The sequence below is a fragment of the Anabaena sp. FACHB-595 genome (assembly GCF_048568275.1).
In the GTDB taxonomy this organism is placed as follows: domain Bacteria; phylum Cyanobacteriota; class Cyanobacteriia; order Cyanobacteriales; family Nostocaceae; genus Trichormus.
Genome location: NZ_CP183473.1, coordinates 6,021,470 through 6,043,723, shown reverse-complemented (window position 1 = coordinate 6,043,723; position 22,254 = coordinate 6,021,470). Strand labels below are relative to the sequence as shown.

Below are 22,254 nucleotides of genomic sequence, written 5' to 3'. Positions count from 1 at the left end.
TTACTAATAGGACATAATACACAACCATTGACATGATTTTCATCAGGGGAAGAAAAATTTTATTCCCAACTTGTTTATCAGCAGTCAAATTGGGGAATGCTTAAGGATAGGAAATCATAACCCAGCTTAAGTGGTTATATAAATTACATTATCGAAAATTTATTAAGGTAGTGGTGGCAATGGTAGAGCCGGAAAACAAATTATTTGCCCTCAAGGACGGTTGGGTTTCTCAGGACACAAGAGAACAACAACGCCTCAAAGCATTGTCAGAATTAGGTTTGCGACAACCAGAAACAATACCGGTTTTTGAGGAAGCAACTCAAACTGCGGCTCATTTTTTGGAAGCACCAATTTCTATTTTGGGTTTTATAGATCAAGAGCGTCATTGGTTCAAATCGGCGGTAGGCTTATCTAGGCTGGGACTAATGAATCATTTGGCTCAAAGCCGTCAGTTGTTACGCCAGGAGTCGTTCTGCACACAAGTAGTAGATAGTCACCAAATACTTGTTATTAATGATACATTACGAGTAACAGATCCGGCGCTGGCAACTGGTAAGTTGATCCAAGATTATGGTATTCGTGCTTATCTGGGCGCTCCCTTAATTGATGCTGCGGGAAATTGCCTTGGTGCATTAGCCGTGATGGATTTAGTCCCGCGCAATTTTACAACCAGGGATGTCGAATTTCTACAAATTATTGCCCGTTGGAGCATGAGCGAATTCGAGCGCAATCGCCTACTGATGCAGGTAAAATCAGATCAGAGTAGCTTCAAGAGTTCGCCCACATTCATACCTCATGACGAGCCTAATGAGCCTAAGCTGACTCTGCCTCATGTAGAAGTAGAAAAAGACTCACATTCAACCAAGCAAGTCAAAATAGAACTCTTGGCACAACTTACCCAAGAATTACGTACACCCTTGACATCCGTATTAGGGATGGCAAGTGTGTTGGGACGTGAGATTTATGGGCCTCTGACAACAAAGCAACGTGAATATCTGGATATAATCCAACACAGTGGTCGGTATTTACTCTCTTTAGTGAATGAAATTACCGAGCTAGGAGCAATAGATGAAAAGGCAAGTGTATTGAATCTAGCTCCTGTAGATATTGAAATGCTGTGTCAACAAGCTATTAATACTTTAGAGGAAGCAGCTAATCGTCGTGAACAAGACATTCGATTGTCCATAGAACCGGGACGTAGCCGTATTTGGCCGTTAGATAAAGACAAAGTTCGGCAAATGCTGTATCACCTAATTTTCAGTGTAATTCAATTTTCTGCTACTGGTAGTATTGTGCGTATTCATGTCTCATATAAAGAAAATGCGCTGAACATTACTGTTTGGGTTTCTCACCCTTGGCTAGGCGATGGGATTACTGATGTTGACCCATATTTCCGCCTGAATTCATTGTCTGTTATGGATTTGGCTGGTGATGCTGCTATGTACAGTGTACCTCCTGAACCTAAGGAAGAAATAAAAAGTTTACCTGTGACACTGGAAAAGTTACGATCCTTAGCTGATTCTTATTCTGATCTTTTGGCTGTAAATCCTGATGGCGATTCCAGCAAAAGTAAAGGTAATTTGTCCCGTGAAAGCTTAGGTTTATTGTTGAGTTGTCAGTTAGCTGAATTACACGGTGGTCAAATTTCTATTCAAGGTTCACGGGAATCAGGACATCGTTATTTAGTGAACTTACCATTACAATTGGCAAAAAATCCGGAAGTTAGCGATATTTGATGAAAATTTCTATTTCCTACTGCATTTTGATGACCGAATGCTTAACGTCAATCAGCATGGATAGGAATTAATAATTTGCAATTTGAGTTATTACCTTTTTATAATGAGCCGCATTATGATTAAGTCCAAGTTCACTGGGGGCTTGGTAATCAAGCGCAGCTTATTTTATGAATTTAGTCTGGCAACGATTTACTTTATCTTCTTTACCTCTAAAACAGTTTCTAGCTACAAGTTACTTACATCGGTTCCTAGTGGGACTGTTATCTTCTTGGCGGCAAACTAGTTTCTTACTTCAGTGGGGAGACATGATTGCAGCTGCGTTACTCAGCTTGATATATGTTTTGGCTCCCTTTGTCTCTAGTACTCTCGTTGGTGTGCTGCTGATAGCTTGTGTAGGTTTTTGGTTATTGTTGACTTTATCTGATGAACCTTCATCAAACAATAACTCCCTTGTTACTCCCATACACCTGTTGGTGTTGCTCTATTGGGGAATTGCTGCTGTAGCAACGGCATTATCACCAGTCAAGAAGGCAGCATTAACTGATTTGTTAACCTTGACTTTGTATTTGCTACTATTTGCTCTTTGTGCCAGGGTGCTGAGATCGCCGCGTCTGAGGTCTTGGATCATTACCCTCTACCTATCTGCATCACTGGTTGTCAGTATATATGGAATGCGACAATGGCGTTTTGGTGCGCCCCCACTGGCGACTTGGGTTGATCCAGAGTCCACCTTGTCTAAAACCACAAGGGTTTACAGTTATTTAGGCAATCCCAATTTGTTGGCTGGTTATTTAGTACCGGCGGTGATTTTTAGCCTCATGGCAGTTTTTGTCTGGCAGGGCTGGGCAAGAAAATCTTTAGCTGTAACAATGCTGTTTGTAAACACTGCTTGCCTAATTTTTACTTATAGTCGTGGCGGCTGGATTGGTCTTGTGGTAGCAGTCTTAGGGGCGACGGCATTGCTAGTTGATTGGTGGAGTGTGCAAATGCCGCCTTTTTGGCGAACCTGGTCATTACCCATACTTTTGGGCGGTTTGATCGGGGTATTGTTGATTGCGGTGTTATTTGTCGAGCCAGTCCGGTTTCGAGTTCTCAGTATTTTTGCCGATCGCCAAGATAGCAGCAATAATTTTCGCCGCAACGTGTGGGATGCTGTTTTTGAGATGATCCGCGATCGCCCAATTATTGGTATTGGCCCTGGTCATAATTCTTTTAATAAAGTCTACCCTCTTTACCAAAGACCTCGTTATAGTGCTTTAAGTGCCTATTCCATCTTCCTAGAGGTGGCTGTAGAAATGGGTTTTGTTGGACTAGCTTGCTTTCTCTGGTTAATTATCGTCACTATTAATACAGCATTCGTTCAGCTACGCCAACTGCGCCAATCTGCCAATGTGCAAGGATTTTGGTTGGTGGGTGCCTTAGCCACATTGCTGGGAATGCTGGCTCACGGTACGGTAGACACTATATGGTTTCGTCCGGAAGTTAATACTCTTTGGTGGTTAATGGTTGCTCTCATTGCTAGCTATTGGACACCTTTATCCGCAAACCAATGTCAAGAACTCAATTTATTTAAGGAAGAACCCACAAGCAACTAGATATTGATGAGAGAATGAGGCACGGTGCGATTGAGGTACGCCCTGGCTTGGGCTATCGCTGATGTGAGAAAGAAAATTTCTGACTCAGCAATCAATGGAGCCGCACCCAGAAATTTTTTCAAGCAAGCTATATTCCGCCGTGCCTATATGTATAAAAGTCACCAGATAGATTCAAACACAAGTTAGCCCTAAAATTAATGATTACAAGGGACTTCTCAGCCTGTATCATTTCCCCTGTTTTCTATCTGGTTATTTTTTGAGTATCTATTCCCGATAGCTGCTAGCACCGGGTGCGCTAGGATCACGATAGCGGGTTGGCTCATCGTCACGTTTTTTACCAGCTAACCCAGCTAAACCTAATAAACCGATTAAGCCTAGCCAACCCCAGTCAAAATCGTTACGATCTGCGGTGCGATCGTAAGTTCTAATTGTAGTGCCATCGGTTCCAGGGGCAGTCTGTACCTGAGCGTTTGCTGGTAAGCTCAAAGGCAAGGTTGCCATACTTAAACTGAGAACAGCAGCGCCAACAGTTTTAGAGAAATCACGTTTCATGGTGAGAGTTCCTTGTTGCTTCCAAAGTTACTCACCACTTTATCTAGTCTTGAACTTAGCAGAATCAATCTGCGGCTATAAACTCTGTATTTGCCTAACTCACCTGAGGATATACAACAACTCTATTAGTGGTGATGATATTCCGCCCACTGTCCAACTTCGGTGTATTAATAGAGGAACAATGACAACTAATAATTTTTCATTGCTCGTTGCATATCACGCTGGTCTTGGCGACGTTTCAGACTTTCTCGCTTATCGTGGAGCTTTTTACCCTTACCAAGGGCGATACTGACTTTGACCCAGCCACGTTTGAGGTACATTTTCAAGGGAACTAATGTTAAACCTTGCTGCTCTACCTTGCCAATCAGTTTCCGAATTTCTTGACGATGTAATAACAGCTTGCGCGTCCGCCGTGGTTCGTGATTAAAATACTGCCCACTAGCGTTATAGGGGGAGATATGGGCGTTAATTAGCCATATTTCACCATCTCGAAGCAAAGCATAACCATCTTGAAGATTTACTTTCCCTGCACGTATTGACTTAACCTCTGTTCCCGTCAATTGAATGCCGGCTTCAAAAGTTTCCAGAATTTCGTACAAGTAACGGGCTTGTCGATTATCAGTAATTACTTTGTAACTTTCGCTCTTATCGCTCATTGAGAATTAGGTTGCTTTTAGACTTACTGCAAAAATAGTTTGGATGGGTGCTGTGACAGCCCTAAACGAGTTGTAAATATTGGCTTTTAGCCTTGACTGTCCAAGGTTAGCAGTTAATAGCCTTGATGAGGCTATTCAAAAATCAATTAGGAGTCCTACGGTTAATTCAGCAGTGTATATTAACCCACTATAATAAATGTTGAACTAACTCTTGCTCATATCTATATAATTTAGCGTTTCTCCCTTTGAATGGAAAAATTTCCCCTAAATATAGATGTTAGAAAAGTTAGTGTTCATGTATACTTTGTTTAAGAATAGCTATCTATACCTTAGTTGTTTGTGAAGAATTACAAAATTCACTGTGCTTTTCTTTAAATAGAGCTTAAAGCAACATTGAAGTTAGTTAGCCAAATAAATAATTTAAGATTTTCTTTATAAATTACTTTTAGACCCGTCATTAGCTGCTAATCCTGTCATAGTATGAAACATGAGAACACTATTTCATGGGTGTTCATAGATGGAGCTTGTAGAAATAATCTCAGTAAAAAATAATGCTAGGGGTGTATTGTCCATGCCCTTGACGATCCTTGTAGTGGATGACGATCTGGGCACTCGTCTGTCTATTAGTGATTACCTAGAACTGTCTGGCTATTCAGTAATTACGGCTAATGATGGTCAAGAAGCTTTGACTATGGTGGAAGCATACCATCCTGATTTAATCGTGACTGATATTGTTATGCCAAGAATGAACGGTTATGAGTTGGTGCGTCGAGTTCGTCAGCAACCTCCATTCCGTTTATTACCTGTAATTTTATTAACAGCGCGTACGAGAACCCAGGAAAGAATTCTTGGTTATCAATCAGGATGTGATTTATATTTGCCTAAACCTTTTGAACTAGAAGAGTTAGCAGCAGCGATTCGTAATTTGCTGGAGCGATCGCAAATCATTCAATCTGAATACCGATTTTCTCAAAAAGACAATTTAGGCAGTCCTCTCCCTAGCAAAATTGTAGAGAGTCATCACTCCGTATTTACTCATGTGGAAAAATCGCACCTACTCTCATCTTTAACGCCTAGAGAGCAAGAAGTCTTAGAAATGTTGACTCATGGTTTGTCTAATATCGAAATAGGGCATCAATTACACTTGAGTCCCAGAACTGTGGAAAAATACGTTAGTAGTCTACTGAGAAAAACTACCACCAGCAATCGGGCCGAACTGGTGCGTTTTGCCATTACACATGGTTTAGTAGAGTAACATCTGTATCTAATTCGAGTTGCTAGTTATGCTTCTAGTTGCTGGCTAGTAATATGTTGCAGTAAACCCTCACAGGCATCAACCAGCAAATCAATGACCTGATTAAACCCTTCTGTTCCGCCATAGTAAGGATCTGGAACTTCCTTTAGGTTATGGCGCGAGCAGAACTCACACATTAAAGTTACTTTGTTGTGATACTTTCCAGTGGGGTCAAGTGAAATAATGTTGTCATAGTTGTCTCGATCCATAGCTAGGATCAGATCAAATTCTTGAAAATCAGATTTTACAAATTGTCTGGCCTGTCCGCGCAGTTTAATTCCTAACTTTGTAACAGCAGCAGCACTCATCCGTCGGTCAGGTGAACTACCAATGTGATAGCTAGAAGTACCAGCCGAGTCACAAATGATACGCTCACTTAAACCTGCCTGCTCAATCAGATGGTTCATAATATTTTCTGCCGATGGTGAGCGACAGATATTCCCCAAGCAGACAAACAGCAGTTTGTAAGGCATAAGTAATAATTCTTAATTCTTAGTAATCTTCGAGTTGGCGAGCATTCGCGGAGCATTTTGCAGGGAAGAGTAACGCCAACGGACTCATGATTATAACAGTTTATAAAAGTAGAAAAATTACCTCAGACAAAGTCAAAAGTCAGTAGTCCAAAGTCTATAGTCTCCAAATTTGTTGACTATTGACCATCGACTAATGACTAATGACTAATGGCTAAAATCCAGGTAGTTCCAACCCACTGGTTAAGTCTTCCATGCGTTCTCGCATTGTAGCTGTAGACTTGATATAAGCATCTTTCATTGCAGCTGTTACCAAGTCGGAAAGTAAATCTGCCCCCTGTGCTAAAGCATCTGGGGAAATTTCTACTCGCTTTGGTTCTTGGTTGCCACTGACAATCACCTTCACTAGGCCGCCGCCAGCTTCTCCCTGAATTTCCATTTGCTCCAATTCTTCTTGGAGTCGTTTTGCACCTTCTTGAACTTGCTGTGCTTTTTTGAAAGCTTCGGCCAGTTCTTTCATTTTTCCCAAGCCGAAGCCAAATCCTTGTCCTTTTCCTGTCATAATTGATAGTCCGCGTGTGCGTTGAATAACAAATCAAATTCAATTATAGATGTGGTGGGCAGTTTGCCTCTTTTTTTACCAAAACTTTAGGGACTGGGTATTGGAGATTAGCTTTTAGGGACTGGATACAGTTGAGAGAAAGATTCAGAACAAGAACTATTTTCTTTTTTCTGTATCAGTCCCCAATCCCAAATCCCTCACGCCGCCTGAAATTCACCCAGCATTTTGACTTCTGGCTCTAACAAGATTGACCAGCGTTCTTGGACTTCCTGCTGGATATGGCGGATGAGGCAGAAGATATCGTTGGCTTTGGCTCCTCCACGATTAACTATAAAATTGGCGTGGAGATGCGCCACTTGTGCGCCACCTATTTGATAGCCTTTTAATCCTGATTGTTCGATTAACCAGCCCGCCGAATAAGGTTTGGGGTTACGGAACACACTACCACAACTGGGGAAGTTGTAAGGTTGAGTGGTTAACCGCATCTGTTTGTGTTGTTTGGTTGTGGCCGTGACGTATGCAGGATCAAAGCCTGGTTGCAATTGGAAGGTGGCTTGGGTGACTACGCGATTGCTACCTTGTAGTAATGAAGTACGATAGGCATAACCCAACTCTTCAGGAGTGAGTGTTTCTACTGTGCCATCAGGAGAAAGTACTTGAGCGCTAACTAATATATCTGCAATACAACTATTATGCGCTCCGGCATTCATCACCACCGCACCGCCAACGGTTCCGGGGATACCTACGGCCCACTCAAACCCTTGCCATCCCAGTTTTGCTATTTCCCATGCCAAGCTAGGAATTGATTCTCCAGCAGCTATAGTTACTTGACCAGTTTGGTGGTCGAAATGAGTGTAACGTAGATGACGAGTAGCAATAACCAAGCCTGAGATGCCGCGATCGCTCACTAACAAGTTAGAACCCGCGCCGAGAGTTGTTACTCTTAAATTATGCTCTTGTGCATATCTGAGGCTGGCTTGCAATGCTTCTATATTGCGAGGGGCAACATACAATTCAGCTGCTCCCCCGACTCTATAAGAAGTAAATGCGGATAACAAAGCCTGAGATTTAATCTCGCAATTAGTACCGGGTAAGTAAATAATTTTACTTTCTTTTGAAGGATTGTTATTGTGTGTCTCTACACTGGAAGCAGGAACTGTACAGGCGTTTCCAACTGCCTGGGAAATTTTCATCTTTACATCAATTAATTGTGAAATTTTTACATTTATCTGCCGTAAAACTACAGCAATTTCGATAAAACTGTTGCTAAGTAAACACTTGGCTTAGATAGCAGCCTTCATTCGTGAGTATCCTCACAATGTGGCTGTTGCAGGTGCGCACAGTGTGGTAATAATTTCTGGAATTGCCTGATTTAAATTTCCTGCACCCAGGAATAAAGCCAAGTCACCAGGGCGGAGATTTTTTAATAAATACTCACACACTGTAGATAAAGTTGGTTGATAAACTACCTGTGGGTGTTCTTGAGCAATTTTTTCTGCCAAGTTTTCACCACTAATTAGTCCTAAATTGGGTTCGCCTGCACTATAAATATCGGTCAGTACAACCAAATCGGCATGGCTGAAAGACTCAGAGAATTCTTCTAAAAAGGTCAGGGTGCGACTATAACGGTGGGGTTGAAAAATAGCTACTACTCTTTGTCCGGGTCTGGCTTGAAGGCGTGCAGCAGCCAGCGTAGCCCGAATTTCGCTGGGGTGATGAGCATAATCATCAATGAAAGTAATACCATCAACTTCGCCACGGAATTCAAAGCGTCGTCTTGCACCTTCAAAGCCAGCGATACCCTTGGCAATTTCTCCAAATTCTAGACCCACTAGACGACCGACAGCTACTGCGGCTAGAGCATTACTCAGGTTATGGCGACTTAGTAACTTTAATTTCAGTACACCTAAAGCTTTGCCTTTTTCCCAGACTAAAGCAGTGGTACCGTCAGCACGGTAGTCAATATTAGTAACAGTGTAGTCAGCTTCAGTATCTTGATGAAGACTATAAGTAATAGTTGGTTGTTGGCGATCGCCAGAAGCATTGCGTAGCAACTCACGCACTGTTTCACAGTCAACACTGCCAATTAGAGTTTTACAACCCTTGGCAAATGTTTGAAAGATATCAACGACTTCTTCTAAGGTGTCGTAATGGTCAGGATGATCTAATTCAATATTAGTGATAATACCAATTTCTGGAGCGTGCTTGACTAGGGAGCCATCTGATTCGTCTGCCTCAGCCACTAAATAGGAGCTTTGCCCTAATCTGGCATTGCCTTCCCAAGCATTTACTTCTCCACCGACAATGATTGTTGGATCTAAACCTGCTTCTAGTAACATATAACCAATCATGCTACTAGTTGTAGTTTTGCCATGAGTTCCTGCTACGGCAACACTATGATAATCGTTAATTAAAGCTGCTAGTACATCTGAACGATGTAAAATCGGGCATCCTAATTCTATTGCTGCTTGGTATTCTAAATTATTCGAGTTAATTGCTGTTGAACAAACTACTTGAGGCAAGGTTGACTTGCCGACCGGAAACATTTCTTGGGTATTTAATTCTATTTCAGTAGAGCTAACTTTAGAGCCAAAGAATTCAAGATTACTTGCTTCTTGTCTACTAAAAATATGCGTACCGATAGATTCCAACTTGCGCGTAATATGATTAGGACGAAGGTCAGAACCTGACACTGGCAACTGGCGTTTTGCAAGAACGTATGCCAGAGCAGACATCCCTATACCGCCGATTCCGATAAAATGAAATGGTCTACCGCCAAAATCTACACTATTATTCATTGATTACTCCTCTTATCACCACACCACACCATCAATCACAAATAACACGCGTATCATAACAGGATTTGGATTTTTACTGTAACTACTCCTATATCTTTTTTAGGGATTAATTTCTAAGTAATTTCTACTGAGATTTAGATTATTGAGAATGATTTTACCTTGGTTAGAGGTTTTTGCTATTTCTATACTGTTTTTATGATTATTCAGTAAATTTTCGTCATATCGGGAAAGAAATTCTTGTAATGTCAAATACATATTTTCCGATTCCTTACTGGTGTTGGTTACATGATGACTACATTGGTAGCGAAATCTGTTCTAATATTTCATCAAGCCAAGGCATGAATTTATTAAAATCTCCTGTTGGCTATGAAAATCATTTTCAATTGCACATAGCCAAGGTATAACCATGCAGCACCTGGCAGTTTTTGGTGGCACATTTGATCCGATTCATTGGGGACACTTGCTCATAGCTGAGGCAGCTTTGCAGCAAATACCAATAGAAAAAGTAATTTGGGTGCCATCACTAAATCCTCCTCATAAAAAAGCATCTGCTTTTAGACATCGCCTAGCAATGCTGCAATTAGCTACACAAGATAACCCAGCGTTTACTGTCTCCTCAGTGGAAAAAAATCGCTCAGGAGTTTCTTACGCTATTAACACCTTGACCGACTTATCTGTTTGTTTCCCAAATACTCACTGGTACTGGATAGTAGGCTTGGATACTTTCCAAACTTTACCTCGTTGGTACCGTGGACAGGAACTAGCACCAATGTGTGATTGGTTAATCGCACCCCGATTGGTAGGTGGTGAGAATATAGCTCAAAGTGAGTTAATCTGCAAGCAAGTGAAGCAGCAATTGAGAAAACAGTCAGATACTATTCACTGGCACTTATTGCATATACCCTTAGTAGGAGTTTCGTCAAGTTTAATTCGTAAACTTTATCGAATAGGGAAGTCCATTCGTTATCTTGTTCCCGAAGATGTGAGATCCTACATCGCTGCTCACAAGCTTTACTCAGAAGATTCTGAATAAAATATGTGTTTTTTTTTGGATCTGACACTTTATGGTTATAAATACCCTCCCCCTTTGCGATATGATTGGGGTCAAAGATATCAACTTATAGGCATATATACAGAGGGCAAGATACTGTGATTAGAGTCGCAATCAACGGTTTCGGTCGTATTGGGCGTAACTTTGCACGCTGCTGGCTGGGACGAGAAAATACTAATATTGAGCTTGTAGCTGTTAACGACACATCAGATCCGAGGACTAATGCTCACCTCCTGAAGTATGACTCAATGCTTGGGAAGTTAAAGAATGTTGACATTACGGCTGATGATAACTCTATCACCGTTAACGGTAAGACCATTAAATGCGTATCTGATCGCAATCCAGAAAACTTGCCCTGGAAGGAATGGGAGATTGACTTAATTATCGAAGCAACGGGCGTATTTGTAAGCAAAGAAGGTGCGACAAAGCACATTAATGCTGGAGCGAAGAAGGTTCTGATCACTGCCCCCGGTAAAAACGAGGATGGTACCTTCGTAATGGGTGTAAATCATCACGACTACGATCACAACCTACACAACATTATCAGTAATGCCAGCTGTACAACTAACTGTCTAGCTCCCATCGCCAAGGTACTGAACGACAAATTCGGGATCATCAAAGGCAGCATGACAACCACCCACAGCTACACAGGTGATCAGCGCTTATTAGATGCTTCTCACCGTGATTTACGCAGGGCAAGGGCCGCCGCTATCAATATCGTCCCTACCTCCACCGGTGCGGCGAAAGCAGTGGCTCTAGTGATCCCAGAACTAAAAGGCAAGCTTAATGGCGTTGCCTTGCGCGTACCTACCCCGAACGTCTCAATGGTAGATTTCGTAGTTCAGGTTGAGAAGCGTACTATTACTGAAGAAGTCAACCAAGCCCTCAAAGATGCGTCTGAAGGCCCACTGAAAGGAATTTTGGACTACAGCGAACTGCAATTGGTATCGTCCGATTATCAAGGAACTGATGCTTCCTCTATCGTTGATGCTAACTTGACCCTAGTTATGGGTAATGATCTTGTGAAAGTTATGGCTTGGTATGACAACGAATGGGGTTACAGCCAACGCGTTCTCGACTTGGCAGAATTAGTAGCCGAAAAATGGGTTTAAGTTAGCTTTGTAAATTGTTAGTTGTCAGTAGTGTTTAGCATTATTAACCAGTGACAACTAGCAATTGATCCTAGTGACCAAAATGTTGAAATCCCTGACTGAGAGTGAGTACTTGGTCAGGGATTTTTGTGTTGCGATGGTGCAGTATTACGTTGGTATCTGATGTAATGGTGCCGATAATGGCTGCACTTTGACCCAAATGTTGTACTAAGGTTGTTGCTAGGTCTGGTGGTAAACACAACACTAGTTCAAAATCTTCACCACCGTATAAAGCATAATTCAAAGCTTGTTCTGGTGTTAACCAGTGGTCAAAGGCTGCTGGTAGGGGTATTTGGTCGCTTTCTATAACAGCACCAACACCACTGGTTCGGCAGATTTGTAGTACAGCATCTGCTAAACCATCACTGCTATCCATACCGGCGATAGGAAGTGGAGAGTGGGAGATTTGCCAGAGATAGGGAAGAACATCTAAACGTGGCTGGGGACGCTGGTGAGATTTAATTAAAGCTACCTTTTCTTCGGGGGTAAGGTCTTTTCCTATTTTGGGGTCTAGGAGCAATTCTAAACCCGCGTGGGAGGCTCCGTGAACACCTGTGATTGCGATCGCATCCCCAACTTGAGCAGTAGAACGACGGATAATCCTATTGGGGTGGACTTGACCAAAGGCGGTGATGGATAGAGTAGTGATAGGTGATCGCACCACATCTCCGCCTACAATCGGAGTATGGTATTTTTGTAGGCATTCTGTTATCCCCTGGTATAAGCGTTCTACCCAACTCACGCTCAAATCCCCAGGAAGAGCCAACGCAATAGTAATACCCAAAGGCGTGGCACCCATCGCTGCCAAATCTGACAAATTCGCCGCTGCCGCACGCCAACCTGCATCTTCTGGGGAGGTTGTGACATCGCTAAAATGCACCCCATCGACAAGTATATCCGTAGTTACAACCAAAGATTGCTTTGGCTCTGTCACCAGTACGGCCGCATCATCGCCAATAATTTCTGGTGGACAGAAGCGCTGTAATATTTTCAATAGTCCTTGTTCGCCAATATCTTTGACTTTGGTCATGGGTCAGTTGTCATGAGTCAATACTCCCCCAAGTTAAGATAATTGTATCGTCTAGGGGTCTGTTGGGATGGTAGCTACACCAGTCACAAATCTTAGTTTTGAAGAGTACTTAACTTATGATGATGGCAGTGGTTTTCACTATGAACTGGTGGATGGCAGGCTGGAATTAATGAACCCCCCAACGATTGAACATTTCTTGATTGTTGATTTTTTAGATACTGCATTCAAAGCAGAAATTAATAGGTTGAGTTTACCTTGGTTATGTTTTCGGGAAACTGGGGTGAGAACGGGGCGGAATAAATCTAGGTTAACTGATTTGTCTGTGGTGACGCAGGCACAAGCCAGAGAATTACTCAATCTGTCAGCCGTATTTGAGTCACCACCGTTACTGATTGTAGAGGTAGTCAGTCCAGATTCGGTAAAACGAGACTATCGCTATACGCGGTCTGAATATGCGGCGGCTGAAGTGTTGGAATATTGGATTGTAGACCCGTTAGAGAAAAAAATTTCTGTACTGTTGCTGGAAGAAGGGCTTTACGAAGAGACAGTATTTACAGCCAACGAGAAAATTGTATCGCGGACTTTTGAGGAAATAGAGATTTCTGTTGAGCAGGTATTGGCTGCGGGAAATCTTGGTTAGCAAGAAGGAAGGGAGATGAGGGAGAAAGACAAATAACAACTGAGTATTGTTTATTGCTTTCTCACTCTAGAACTTAGAACTCAGAAATATACTTAGGCTGATTGGGGTTGTACTAAATTGTCTAGTCCCTGAACAACGGTAGCTGATTCGATTTTGTCACCGGCTTTTAGTGTATCTAAAATGTCTCTGCCTTCAATGAGATAGCCAAAAACTGAGTAACGACCATCTAAGAGGTTACGTCCGGCTGGGGTGAGTTCTGGTTCAAATAAGAAAAAGAAGACTTGAGAAGAAGCGCCATCGACTTCGGTTTCAGGACGAGCCATTGCTAACGCACCAAAGGACGAGAAGGGTAATACTGGCATATCTAGATAGCGTCCAGCATCTTCTAAGGTGATTCCGTAGGTTGGTTTTTTATCACCTTCTGCAAGAATTTCTAAAGGGATAGCCCGATATTTACCTGTTTTGGGATCAATAAAACCCTGTTCTTTACCTGGTGGATCTCCGGTTTGTAGAACGTAAGATTCTTCAGAACGGGTAAATTCTAACCCATTATAGAAACCCCGTTTTACTAAATCTACAAAATTGCCCGCCGTTACAGGGGCGCTGTAACCATCCACCACAACAGTTAAATCACCTTTGTTGGTTTTAATTGCTATGGTGGCGCGTCCTTTAAGTTGAGGTAGGTTATTATACTCTTCGGGAACTTCAAAAGGAAATTCCTTCACCATTGACTCTTCTATAAGCGAGACCAAATTGAGTAATTTAGCTCTTTCTAGTAGAACTTGTTCTTTATCTTTGGATTGTGCAAGTTCTTGAACTTTCACTACACCAGTTTTTAATTCATTAATCCAAGTTTCAGCTTGAGTTTGGCGTTCTTCCGGAACGCTTGTTAGGATTTGTGAAGGTTTATCAAGAATGCGGGATGCTTTACTCAGGTCTTTGGAGACAGCGCCCCATCGGCGATTTGCACGCAGTTGGGCAGAAATATCTTCCAAACTGGCTTGCAGTTCGCGTACTGGCTTATTATTTATTGGGAGTGCATACCGCAATAAAGCTCTACCGTCAGTAATCGCATTTCCAGATGGCAAGGCGGCGTTACTGGAAGGAGTCCAGCCAGCTGTATTTATGCCTAAAAATATTGTTACTAACAGTATTGCCATGAGGCTGTTTTTCAGCCAGGATTTTAATAAATTCAACATGGAATAGCTCAATGCAGCATCAAATTGTTGACTAGGCGTAACCCATCAATCATCTTCCCACAGTACGAGTCATGAGTAGTATTTCGGGATTGGGGACTAATGACAACTAATCAACTGACGACTGACTAATTACCTAATTAAGACCCTTGAAGGGTACAATAAATGCCGATTGTCTTCCAACACTTGAAAGCTTCATGATTTCTAGTAACGATTTTCGACCTGGTGTATCCATTGTCTTAGATGGGTCTGTATGGCGAGTGATAGATTTCCTTCACGTTAAGCCAGGTAAGGGTTCTGCCTTTGTACGGACAACTCTGAAGAACGTCCAAAGCGGCAAAGTTTTAGAAAAAACCTTCCGGGCTGGGGAAACTGTTCCACAAGCTACTTTAGAAAAAATTACAATGCAGCATACCTATAAAGAGGGCGATGAGTTCGTCTTTATGGATATGGAAAGCTATGAAGAAGGACGACTCAGCGCCGCACAAATTGGCGATCGCGTCAAATACCTCAAGGAAGGTATGGAAGTGAACGTCATTCGTTGGGGTGAGCAAGTGCTAGAGGTGGAACTGGCTAATTCTGTAGTCTTGGAAGTTATACAAACTGATCCAGGTGTCAAGGGTGACACGGCTACAGGTGGCACGAAACCAGCAATTGTCGAAACTGGTGCAACTGTGATGGTTCCTTTGTTTATTTCTCAAGGAGAGCGAATTAAAATTGATACCCGTGATGATAAATACTTAGGCAGGGAATAGGTTTTATCTCATCCGAGAACAAATCCCGATTTCAATCCCTATTTCAGGGATTAAATCCCTGCCACACTTAGGCCAATTCAAAATTCAAAATTCAAAAAACTGGATTCCCTTAAGGTTTCTGAGTCTCAATGGTAGATGGATTTTGGAGAGTTGGTATGAAAAATTCTTTATTTACGGACTGGTCGAGGTAATAAAAACTGTGCCATTGGACTTTAATGAAATCCGTCAACTGCTGACAACTATTGCACAAACAGATATCGCGGAAGTAACGCTCAAAAGTGATGATTTTGAACTAACGGTGCGTAAAGCTGTTGGTGTGAATAATAGTGTTGTGCCGGTTGTGACAGCACCCTTGAGTGGTGTGGTAGGTTCGGGATTGCCATCGGCTATACCGATTGTAGCCCATGCTGCCCCATCTCCATCTCCAGAGCCGGGAACAAGCCGTGCTGCTGATCATGCTGTCACGAGTTCTGGCTCACAGCCAGGAGCAAAAATCATTGACCAAAAATTAGCAGAAGTGGCTTCCCCAATGGTGGGAACATTTTACCGCGCTCCTGCACCAGGTGAAGCGGTATTTGTGGAAGTCGGCGATCGCATCCGTCAAGGTCAAACCGTCTGCATCATCGAAGCAATGAAGCTGATGAATGAAATTGAGGCTGATGTTTCTGGGCAAGTGATCGAAATTCTCGTCCAAAACGGCGAACCTGTAGAATATAATCAACCTTTGATGAGAATTAAACCAGATTAAGTATTAATGTATATAGGTGAGTCATTACTAACTCAAGTTGCTAGTTATGTTTGGTAATTGGTAACTGGTGATTGCTAATTGGTAATTGAGAAAAATTTTACTCATTACCCATCACCCATTACCAGTTCTTAAATTGATAGCTAGCAACTTAAATTACTAGCAGTGAGTCATTGGTAAAGTTGTCAGTCCTGCGGATCAACCCTGATGAAACAAGCGTTGCCTGTATCTCAAGAAGTGGTGCAACAAGTAGCCGAATACTTCAGCCTGTTAAGTGAGCCGATGCGTCTGCGGCTGTTGCATTTACTACGGGATGAAGAAAAGTGTGTACAGGAATTGGTAGACGCAACCCAGACTTCGCAGGCCAATGTGTCTAAACACCTAAAAGTAATGTGGCAAGCCGGAATCCTGAGCCGTCGTAGTGAAGGAACTAGTGCTTACTACCGGGTAGAAGACGAAATGATTTTTGAGTTATGTAATCGGGTTTGCGATCGCCTTGCTACAAGGTTAGAACAGCAAGCCCGCAGTTTTAGGGTGCTAAATAAAAATTAGTCATTAGTCATTAGTCATTAGTCCGAAACTGTTGACTATTGACTGTCGACCTTTGCCTAAAGTGGATAATCTTTCTTAAAGCTGTCACGGGTTAGGGGCTGATCTAAGACTACGCCTTCACCGCCTAAAACTTCCAATGGTTTACCATTTACCTCAATGTACACTTTGGCATTGGGGTTTAAACTTGTGGCAGTATAGACTACTTGACCAACGCGACCCATCATTGAGGTACTACCGCCGCCACTGGTGAAATCTTCAGATAAATTAACGTGTACCTCATCGTTATTTTCTACCTTTAGCCCTAATAATTTAGTTCCTTTGGGGATAGTGGTGGAATCTGTTCCTTCTGTCGGCCCTGCTAATAAATTTTGGAAAGCTTTTTCTAAAACTTGATTTGGCTGTGCAGCAGCTACTCTCACCCTTTGGGGAACTAAATCTACGCTATCGCCTTTTGGTTTGAGCCAATAGACGCTAGGAGTTTGCTCATTACCTGGCTGTCTGGTCGTAGGCTGTCCTGGTTCCTGGACACGTTGAGAAGGGTTTGATGGCGTGGGATTATTATTGGAGTTGGCAGTTATCCAAGCTACACCGCCAGCGACCGTTACAACTGCTGCTGAGACTGCTGCAATAACACCTGAAGATATACGGTTAGATCCTTGTTGGTTATTCATATTTAAAACCTTCCTGACTGGGGGCTGAAACAGGACTTACACAGAGATGATTTTTTGGAGTTGGGGGTGTAAGAGTGTGAGGGGGTGAGGGTGTAAGGGTTTTGAAACCTATAGCCCTATATCCCTAAATTTCTATACCCTTTGCCCAAACCATAGGTTTTGCTTCTCATGGGTAATTCCTAAAGATAGTCTTGTTGTGAAGAGCAGCCTGGTTAAGGACGATACTGACAAATGTAGAGTTTCCAAAAACCTGAAAGATAACTCTGTAGATTCAAGTGCTGCACTTTCTCAGTTGGGACTTCAAAAGTCATTCTGAAATATGACTTCTGTAATAATTGATGGATAAAAACTCCACCTACAAGGGGATAGAGTTTTGTCAGTGGTGAGTGGTCAGTAGTGAGTGGCAAAGATATGTAAAACCACTCCACTTGCGGGTTGGGGTATGAGACCAGATCCTTTCAACAACTGACAACTGACACGCGAAGCGCAATAAATATTATGTGGTTTCACACCTTTACTAAATTATATATTTATTGTCTAGAATCAGGTGATACGAATCAACCTGTTTTTTGAATTCTGGATTCTAAATTCTTATTTATTATTCATTTTAGAATTGGTGCTTGGAATTCGTCACCTATCAAATTATGTAAATCTGTAAATGTTATGATTTCTTTAACTTCTTAGCAATTAAATGAGAAATACAGAGGAAATGAGAGGATTTATTACTCTGCATTCCTCGTAATTTAATTTTTCTGCTCTATTGCGGCTCTAATCCATTGCTGGAGTGTGGTAATAACTTCATCAATGGGGATTTCTTGAGATTGACGAGTTGCTCTTTCTACAATTTCAACTTTACCGTTAGTAATTGCTCGTCCGGTAACAATTCTGTAAGGAATACCGATTAGATCAGCATCTTTGAATTTGACTCCGGCTCTTTCATTACGGTCATCTAATAAAGTTTCTACCCCTGATTGATTCAGTTCAGTGTAAAGCTTTTCCGCAATTTCTACCTGTTGAGCATCGTTAATGTTAGGAATTGTCACAATTGCATGATAAGGAGCGATCGCCACTGGCCAGATAATGCCATCTTTATCATAAGATTGTTCTACGGCTGATTGGGCTAACCGCGATACACCCACACCGTAACAACCCATAACTAGAGGTTTTTCTTCACCCTGCTCATTGGTGTAGGTTGCACCTAAAGCTTGAGAATATTTAGTACCTAGTTGGAAGATGTGACCGACTTCTATTCCTCTGGCACTTTTTAAAAGTTGTGTTGAATCGTGAACAGCGCGATCGCCTGGTCTGGCTTTTCGCACATCTACAACAATTTCTGGGAGAGGAAATTGTTCGCCCCAATTCGCACCCACAACGTGACAGCCAGCTTCATTTGCACCAGTGATGAAGTTTTTTAAATCAACGACTGTTTTATCAACAAACCGGACAAATTTGGGATGAATTTGTTTGTTAGCAGCAATATACTCATCAGCAATATTCGGTGCAATATAGCCCAAAGGTAAAGGTTTTGCTGTCCATGTTTGTTGGTTTTCTGCACTGGGAACGGTTAAAGAAATAATTGCCTTTGCACCATAATTAGCAGCTAATTTTGTCAATTCGTTCTGTAACTTAACTTCGTTAACTTCTTGATCACCACGAATAATTACCAGTACCAAAACTGTTACACCATTGTCATAAGCGGTTTGGTAGAGAACATTTTTCACTATCTGGGTGGGAGAAGCTTTGAGAAATTGAGTAACTTTTTCAATAGTTTCTGTTCCTGGTGTTTCCCGCTTTTCAAAAGTTGTAAATTGTGATGGTTCTGCATCCGCAGGTAGAGAAACAGCCTTTTCTACGTTAGCCGCGTATTTCCCGTCATCGGTGTAGAGAACTTCGTCTTCCCCAGCTTCCGCCAACACCATAAATTCTGTAGAACCAGAGCCACCAATTGCACCGGAATCAGCTTCTACAGGACGAAACGCTAAACCAGCGCGCCGTAGCATATTGCTGTAGGCTTGGTACATATCTTGGTAGGTTTTTTTCAGGCTGTCTTCATCGACGTGGAAAGAATAGCCGTCCTTCATGATAAATTCTCGTCCGCGCATCAACCCAAACCGGGGACGAATTTCATCGCGGAACTTGGTTTGCAATTGATATAGATGTAGGGGTAACTGACGGTAAGAGCGAATCATATCACGAGCGATCGCTGTAATTACTTCCTCATGAGTCGGCCCTAACCCTAATTGTTGCTCCCGGCGGTCAATTAGGGAAAACATAATTCCCTCGGCTTTAGTGTAAGTATCCCAGCGTCCCGACTCCTTCCACAACTCCGAAGGTTGTAACTGAGGTAACAAACATTCTTGTGCGCCTGTAGCGTTCATTTCTTCTCGCACAATTTGAGAAACCTTTTGCAGCACCCGCCACATCAGGGGGAGATAAGCATAAATACCGCTACCGATGCGACGAATATACCCTGCACGTAGTAACAACTTATGGCTAGGAATCTCCGCATCAGACGGATCATCCCGCAGTGTAACGAATAACATTTGTGACAGTCGCATCGTTTATTCCTTGACTCCTAATTGCAAAATCACTAACTTCTGTATCAACTCAATTACGAAATATCGAACATGAACTATGAATTACAAAATATAGGTTATTCCTAATAAGGGTGTAGGGGTATGGGGGTGTAGGGGTGTAAGGGTAAGAATTTTAGATTCAATCCCAATCCCCAATCCCCAATCCCCAGTCTCCAGTCCCCAATCCCCAATCCCCATGATTTACCAAGCACAACCACCTCTAGAATTTATCCCCCCAGCCTTTAACCCCTTACTTCTGCGATTTGTTCACCTGTTCCTACCAACTTGGATTCGCTCTCAAACAGCCATTAACCAAATTGAAGCAGACAATGCTGAGGTTTTAGCAAATCTCTACCGCGAGTTTCAAGGGGGGAGAATTCGCTTTTTATTGGCGTTTCGCCATCCACAAACGGAAGATCCATTTTCTTTGGTTTATTTGCTTTCAAAGCTCGTGCCAAGGGTAGCACGAGAGCAGGGTATAGCACTACAGTCTCCCATTCATGCTCATTTTATCTACGATCGCGGCATTCCTCTCTGGGCTGGGGACTATGTTGGTTGGCTTGCTTCTCAATTGGGTGGGACTCCCATACAAAGAGGTAAGGCTGACTGGACAGGGTTACGTTCGGCGCGGGATTTGTTCGCCAATGGCAAATTTCCGATGGCTGCTGCTCCAGAAGGTGCTACTAATGGTTTATCGGAGATGATCAGCCCATTAGAACCAGGTATTGCCCAAATGGGTTTTTGGTGTGCTGAAGATTTGCACAAAGCCGGACGTACAGAGCAGGTTTTAATTTTACCAGTTGGGATTAAATATAGTTACGTTGATGCACCTTGGCAAGCGATCGCCCAGCTTTTGGATGAGTTGGCTGTGGCTAGTGGTTTACCTGTAGATACAAGCACTAAAACCCAAGTTCCTGATTTAGAGTTTCTTTACCCGCGTCTGTTGACTTTGGCGGAACATCTGCTGTCTTTAATGGAACAGTTTTACACGCGGTTTTATCATCTCAAGTTGTCTCCAGTAACGGAAGGGTTGAGCGATAATCGTAATGAAGCCTTGAAATTACGCTTACAAGCCTTGTTAAATGCTTCACTAGAAATAGCCGAGCAGTATTTTAATTTACAACCAAAGGGACAATTAAGCGATCGTTGTCGTCGGGTAGAACAAGCGGGATGGAATTATATATTTAGGGAAGATTACAAAGATATTAAAGGATTATCTGCCGTTGAACGGGCATTAGGCGATAGAGTTGCAGAAGAAGCCAATGCTAGAATGTGGCACATGAGATTAGTTGAAAGTTTTGTAGCTGTTTCGGGTAATTATATCCGGGAAAAACCAACAGTAGAAAGGTTCGCTGAGACACTGTTAATTGTTTGGCAGATGTTAGCAAAAATCCAAGGTACAAAATCTTTTAATCGTCCCAAATTAGGCAAGCAAAAAGTCAAGATTACTATTGGTGAACCGCTATCTGTATCGGAATTGTATCCTAAGTATAAAGAGAGTCGTTTAGGTGCAAGACAAGCTGTTGCTGATTTGACAAATAATCTACAACAAGCTATGGAAGGATTGATTTAAATTTCATAGCAATGGCTTTATTCGAGATAACCTAACGAGGAAACACCTTAGATAAATTCAGAACTAAATCAGAAAAAATTGGTAGATTAACTGACTCATCTGGCAGATAAACTAACTTACTTCGATAACCAAACCTACCTTGCAAATCCTGATAAGGTTCGCTGTAACACTCAAGATAGTTATCTACTAAATTAAATATCCAATAATCGACAATACCTGCTTCAGCATAAACAGGTAATTTAATTTCTTGGTCATATTTCAAAGATGAATCTGCAATTTCAATTAACAGTAATATATCAACAGCATTAGGGTGAGAAGTAAGATAATCATCATCTCGATTTTTAACAATTACTCTATCTGGTTCCGGCTCACTATAATTTGATAATGTAATTGGTTGTTGTCCTCGTAGAGTTGCCATCTCTCCTACCAACTTGTATAGTTCCCTCTCTAAACGAGTTTCGCAAACTGCATGAGGTTTACCCTTAGATGTCATCTGGAATATTTCTCCTGTAATTAGCTCAAATCGTTCATTTTCAGCAAAAAAGCCGAGTTCAATGAGGCGATGATATTCAGCTACGGTGAAGCGTTTAGTAGTAGCGATGCTCATAATACTTATGGAAAGGTAAGTTTATCTTTATTTTAAGAGCCGAA

General features: G+C 42.1%; 23 protein-coding genes. 11 read left to right on the top strand and 12 right to left on the bottom strand.

Features of this window, described 5'->3' with window-relative positions; translation table 11 throughout:
- Positions 1-179: 179 nt before the first annotated feature.
- Entirely contained in the window at positions 180-1,736 is a 1,557-nt protein-coding gene (locus ACN222_RS25340; RefSeq protein WP_044522467.1) for a GAF domain-containing sensor histidine kinase, read from the top strand.
- 167 nt (positions 1,737-1,903) lie between these two features.
- The gene (locus ACN222_RS25335) at positions 1,904-3,331 is read left to right on the top strand and encodes an IctB family putative bicarbonate transporter (protein ID WP_010999199.1); all 1,428 of its coding nucleotides are present in this window, start codon (positions 1,904-1,906) and stop codon (positions 3,329-3,331) included.
- Here ACN222_RS25335 and ACN222_RS25330 read toward each other — a convergent pair.
- The 3 genes from ACN222_RS25330 to smpB all read right to left on the bottom strand — a co-directional run bounded on the left by ACN222_RS25330 (position 3,328) and on the right by smpB (position 4,539).
- Positions 3,328-3,453, bottom strand: a complete 126-nt coding sequence (locus ACN222_RS25330; RefSeq protein WP_269083585.1) for a hypothetical protein — start codon at positions 3,451-3,453, stop codon at positions 3,328-3,330. The two genes, ACN222_RS25335 and ACN222_RS25330, sit on opposite strands and share 4 nt — an antisense overlap.
- Positions 3,454-3,595: 142 nt before the next feature.
- Positions 3,596-3,883, bottom strand: a complete 288-nt coding sequence (locus tag ACN222_RS25325) for a WGxxGxxG family protein (protein WP_010999197.1) — start codon at positions 3,881-3,883, stop codon at positions 3,596-3,598.
- A gap of 188 nt (positions 3,884-4,071) precedes the next feature.
- Positions 4,072-4,539, bottom strand: coding sequence for an SsrA-binding protein SmpB (gene smpB, locus ACN222_RS25320; RefSeq protein WP_010999196.1), 468 nt, complete (start codon positions 4,537-4,539; stop codon positions 4,072-4,074).
- Positions 4,540-5,110: 571 nt separating this feature from the next.
- On the opposite strand from smpB, the gene ACN222_RS25315 reads away from it, so the two are divergent.
- Positions 5,111-5,794, top strand: a complete 684-nt coding sequence (locus tag ACN222_RS25315; protein WP_044523356.1) for a response regulator transcription factor — start codon at positions 5,111-5,113, stop codon at positions 5,792-5,794.
- Positions 5,795-5,820: 26 nt separating this feature from the next.
- On the opposite strand, the gene ACN222_RS25310 is transcribed toward ACN222_RS25315, so the two are convergent.
- The 4 genes from ACN222_RS25310 to murC all read right to left on the bottom strand — a co-directional run bounded on the left by ACN222_RS25310 (position 5,821) and on the right by murC (position 9,663).
- Entirely contained in the window at positions 5,821-6,306 is a 486-nt protein-coding gene (locus tag ACN222_RS25310) for a low molecular weight protein-tyrosine-phosphatase (RefSeq protein ID WP_010999194.1), read from the bottom strand.
- A 211-nt stretch (positions 6,307-6,517) separates the two neighbouring features.
- Positions 6,518-6,865, bottom strand: coding sequence for a YbaB/EbfC family nucleoid-associated protein (locus ACN222_RS25305; protein WP_010999193.1), 348 nt, complete (start codon positions 6,863-6,865; stop codon positions 6,518-6,520).
- Positions 6,866-7,062: 197 nt separating this feature from the next.
- Complete coding sequence (murB, locus tag ACN222_RS25300) at positions 7,063-8,058, bottom strand: UDP-N-acetylmuramate dehydrogenase (RefSeq protein WP_010999192.1); 996 nt, start codon at positions 8,056-8,058, stop codon at positions 7,063-7,065.
- 120 nt (positions 8,059-8,178) lie between these two features.
- A complete protein-coding gene (murC, locus tag ACN222_RS25295; protein WP_010999191.1) occupies positions 8,179-9,663 on the bottom strand; it encodes a UDP-N-acetylmuramate--L-alanine ligase in 1,485 nt (494 codons plus the stop codon).
- 242 nt (positions 9,664-9,905) lie between these two features.
- Here murC and ACN222_RS25290 point away from each other — a divergent pair, with 242 nt between their 5' ends.
- From ACN222_RS25290 to ACN222_RS25280, 3 genes are all read left to right on the top strand, one after another.
- Positions 9,906-10,067: a hypothetical protein gene (locus tag ACN222_RS25290; protein ID WP_010999190.1), complete on the top strand. Its 162-nt coding sequence runs from the start codon at positions 9,906-9,908 to the stop codon at positions 10,065-10,067.
- 2 nt (positions 10,068-10,069) lie between these two features.
- Positions 10,070-10,696 carry a nicotinate (nicotinamide) nucleotide adenylyltransferase gene (gene nadD / locus ACN222_RS25285; RefSeq protein WP_010999189.1) on the top strand — a complete coding sequence of 209 codons (627 nt, stop codon included), beginning with the start codon at positions 10,070-10,072 and terminating at the stop codon, positions 10,694-10,696.
- Positions 10,697-10,812: 116 nt separating this feature from the next.
- Positions 10,813-11,826, top strand: a complete 1,014-nt coding sequence (locus ACN222_RS25280) for a type I glyceraldehyde-3-phosphate dehydrogenase (RefSeq protein WP_010999188.1) — start codon at positions 10,813-10,815, stop codon at positions 11,824-11,826.
- Between the two features lie 70 nt (positions 11,827-11,896).
- Here ACN222_RS25280 and thiL read toward each other — a convergent pair whose 3' ends face one another.
- Complete coding sequence (gene thiL / locus ACN222_RS25275) at positions 11,897-12,895, bottom strand: thiamine-phosphate kinase (RefSeq protein ID WP_010999187.1); 999 nt, start codon at positions 12,893-12,895, stop codon at positions 11,897-11,899.
- A gap of 67 nt (positions 12,896-12,962) precedes the next feature.
- On the opposite strand from thiL, the gene ACN222_RS25270 reads away from it, so the two are divergent.
- Complete coding sequence (locus ACN222_RS25270; RefSeq protein WP_010999186.1) at positions 12,963-13,535, top strand: Uma2 family endonuclease; 573 nt, start codon at positions 12,963-12,965, stop codon at positions 13,533-13,535.
- Positions 13,536-13,627: 92 nt separating this feature from the next.
- Here ACN222_RS25270 and ACN222_RS25265 read toward each other — a convergent pair whose 3' ends face one another.
- Positions 13,628-14,734: a peptidylprolyl isomerase gene (locus ACN222_RS25265; RefSeq protein WP_010999185.1), complete on the bottom strand. Its 1,107-nt coding sequence runs from the start codon at positions 14,732-14,734 to the stop codon at positions 13,628-13,630.
- A 194-nt stretch (positions 14,735-14,928) separates the two neighbouring features.
- Here ACN222_RS25265 and efp point away from each other — a divergent pair, with 194 nt between their 5' ends.
- The 3 genes from efp to ACN222_RS25250 all read left to right on the top strand — a co-directional run bounded on the left by efp (position 14,929) and on the right by ACN222_RS25250 (position 16,783).
- Entirely contained in the window at positions 14,929-15,486 is a 558-nt protein-coding gene (gene efp, locus ACN222_RS25260; RefSeq protein WP_010999184.1) for an elongation factor P, read from the top strand.
- A gap of 199 nt (positions 15,487-15,685) precedes the next feature.
- Entirely contained in the window at positions 15,686-16,234 is a 549-nt protein-coding gene (accB, locus tag ACN222_RS25255; protein WP_010999183.1) for an acetyl-CoA carboxylase biotin carboxyl carrier protein, read from the top strand.
- Between the two features lie 204 nt (positions 16,235-16,438).
- Positions 16,439-16,783, top strand: a complete 345-nt coding sequence (locus tag ACN222_RS25250; RefSeq protein WP_010999182.1) for an ArsR/SmtB family transcription factor — start codon at positions 16,439-16,441, stop codon at positions 16,781-16,783.
- 56 nt (positions 16,784-16,839) lie between these two features.
- Here ACN222_RS25250 and ACN222_RS25245 read toward each other — a convergent pair whose 3' ends face one another.
- A complete protein-coding gene (locus tag ACN222_RS25245; RefSeq protein WP_010999181.1) occupies positions 16,840-17,454 on the bottom strand; it encodes a GerMN domain-containing protein in 615 nt (204 codons plus the stop codon).
- Between the two features lie 743 nt (positions 17,455-18,197).
- The gene (locus tag ACN222_RS25240; RefSeq protein WP_010999179.1) at positions 18,198-20,012 is read right to left on the bottom strand and encodes a proline--tRNA ligase; all 1,815 of its coding nucleotides are present in this window, start codon (positions 20,010-20,012) and stop codon (positions 18,198-18,200) included.
- 214 nt (positions 20,013-20,226) lie between these two features.
- On the opposite strand from ACN222_RS25240, the gene ACN222_RS25235 reads away from it, so the two are divergent.
- Positions 20,227-21,603, top strand: a complete 1,377-nt coding sequence (locus tag ACN222_RS25235) for a glycerol acyltransferase (RefSeq protein ID WP_010999178.1) — start codon at positions 20,227-20,229, stop codon at positions 21,601-21,603.
- A gap of 31 nt (positions 21,604-21,634) precedes the next feature.
- On the opposite strand, the gene ACN222_RS25230 is transcribed toward ACN222_RS25235, so the two are convergent.
- Positions 21,635-22,210, bottom strand: coding sequence for a Uma2 family endonuclease (locus ACN222_RS25230; RefSeq protein WP_010999177.1), 576 nt, complete (start codon positions 22,208-22,210; stop codon positions 21,635-21,637).
- Between the last annotated feature and the right edge of the window lie 44 nt (positions 22,211-22,254).

Excerpts from the sequence above, each read along its gene's own strand:
- ACN222_RS25240 (WP_010999179.1), bottom strand. The coding sequence starts at position 20,012 with ATGCGACTGTCACAAATGTTATTCGTTACACTGCGGGATGATCCGTCT.
- ACN222_RS25235 (WP_010999178.1), top strand. The coding sequence starts at position 20,227 with ATGATTTACCAAGCACAACCACCTCTAGAATTTATCCCCCCAGCCTTT.
- murB (WP_010999192.1), bottom strand. The coding sequence starts at position 8,058 with ATGAAAATTTCCCAGGCAGTTGGAAACGCCTGTACAGTTCCTGCTTCC.
- ACN222_RS25250 (WP_010999182.1), top strand. The coding sequence starts at position 16,439 with ATGAAACAAGCGTTGCCTGTATCTCAAGAAGTGGTGCAACAAGTAGCC.
- thiL (WP_010999187.1), bottom strand. The coding sequence starts at position 12,895 with ATGACCAAAGTCAAAGATATTGGCGAACAAGGACTATTGAAAATATTA.
- smpB (WP_010999196.1), bottom strand. The coding sequence starts at position 4,539 with ATGAGCGATAAGAGCGAAAGTTACAAAGTAATTACTGATAATCGACAA.
- efp (WP_010999184.1), top strand. The coding sequence starts at position 14,929 with ATGATTTCTAGTAACGATTTTCGACCTGGTGTATCCATTGTCTTAGAT.
- ACN222_RS25245 (WP_010999181.1), bottom strand. The coding sequence starts at position 17,454 with ATGAATAACCAACAAGGATCTAACCGTATATCTTCAGGTGTTATTGCA.
- ACN222_RS25290 (WP_010999190.1), top strand. The coding sequence starts at position 9,906 with ATGTCAAATACATATTTTCCGATTCCTTACTGGTGTTGGTTACATGAT.
- ACN222_RS25230 (WP_010999177.1), bottom strand. The coding sequence starts at position 22,210 with ATGAGCATCGCTACTACTAAACGCTTCACCGTAGCTGAATATCATCGC.
- nadD (WP_010999189.1), top strand. The coding sequence starts at position 10,070 with ATGCAGCACCTGGCAGTTTTTGGTGGCACATTTGATCCGATTCATTGG.
- ACN222_RS25335 (WP_010999199.1), top strand. The coding sequence starts at position 1,904 with ATGAATTTAGTCTGGCAACGATTTACTTTATCTTCTTTACCTCTAAAA.
- ACN222_RS25305 (WP_010999193.1), bottom strand. The coding sequence starts at position 6,865 with ATGACAGGAAAAGGACAAGGATTTGGCTTCGGCTTGGGAAAAATGAAA.
- ACN222_RS25315 (WP_044523356.1), top strand. The coding sequence starts at position 5,111 with ATGCCCTTGACGATCCTTGTAGTGGATGACGATCTGGGCACTCGTCTG.
- ACN222_RS25310 (WP_010999194.1), bottom strand. The coding sequence starts at position 6,306 with ATGCCTTACAAACTGCTGTTTGTCTGCTTGGGGAATATCTGTCGCTCA.
- ACN222_RS25265 (WP_010999185.1), bottom strand. The coding sequence starts at position 14,734 with ATGTTGAATTTATTAAAATCCTGGCTGAAAAACAGCCTCATGGCAATA.
- ACN222_RS25270 (WP_010999186.1), top strand. The coding sequence starts at position 12,963 with ATGGTAGCTACACCAGTCACAAATCTTAGTTTTGAAGAGTACTTAACT.
- ACN222_RS25340 (WP_044522467.1), top strand. The coding sequence starts at position 180 with ATGGTAGAGCCGGAAAACAAATTATTTGCCCTCAAGGACGGTTGGGTT.
- ACN222_RS25325 (WP_010999197.1), bottom strand. The coding sequence starts at position 3,883 with ATGAAACGTGATTTCTCTAAAACTGTTGGCGCTGCTGTTCTCAGTTTA.
- murC (WP_010999191.1), bottom strand. The coding sequence starts at position 9,663 with ATGAATAATAGTGTAGATTTTGGCGGTAGACCATTTCATTTTATCGGA.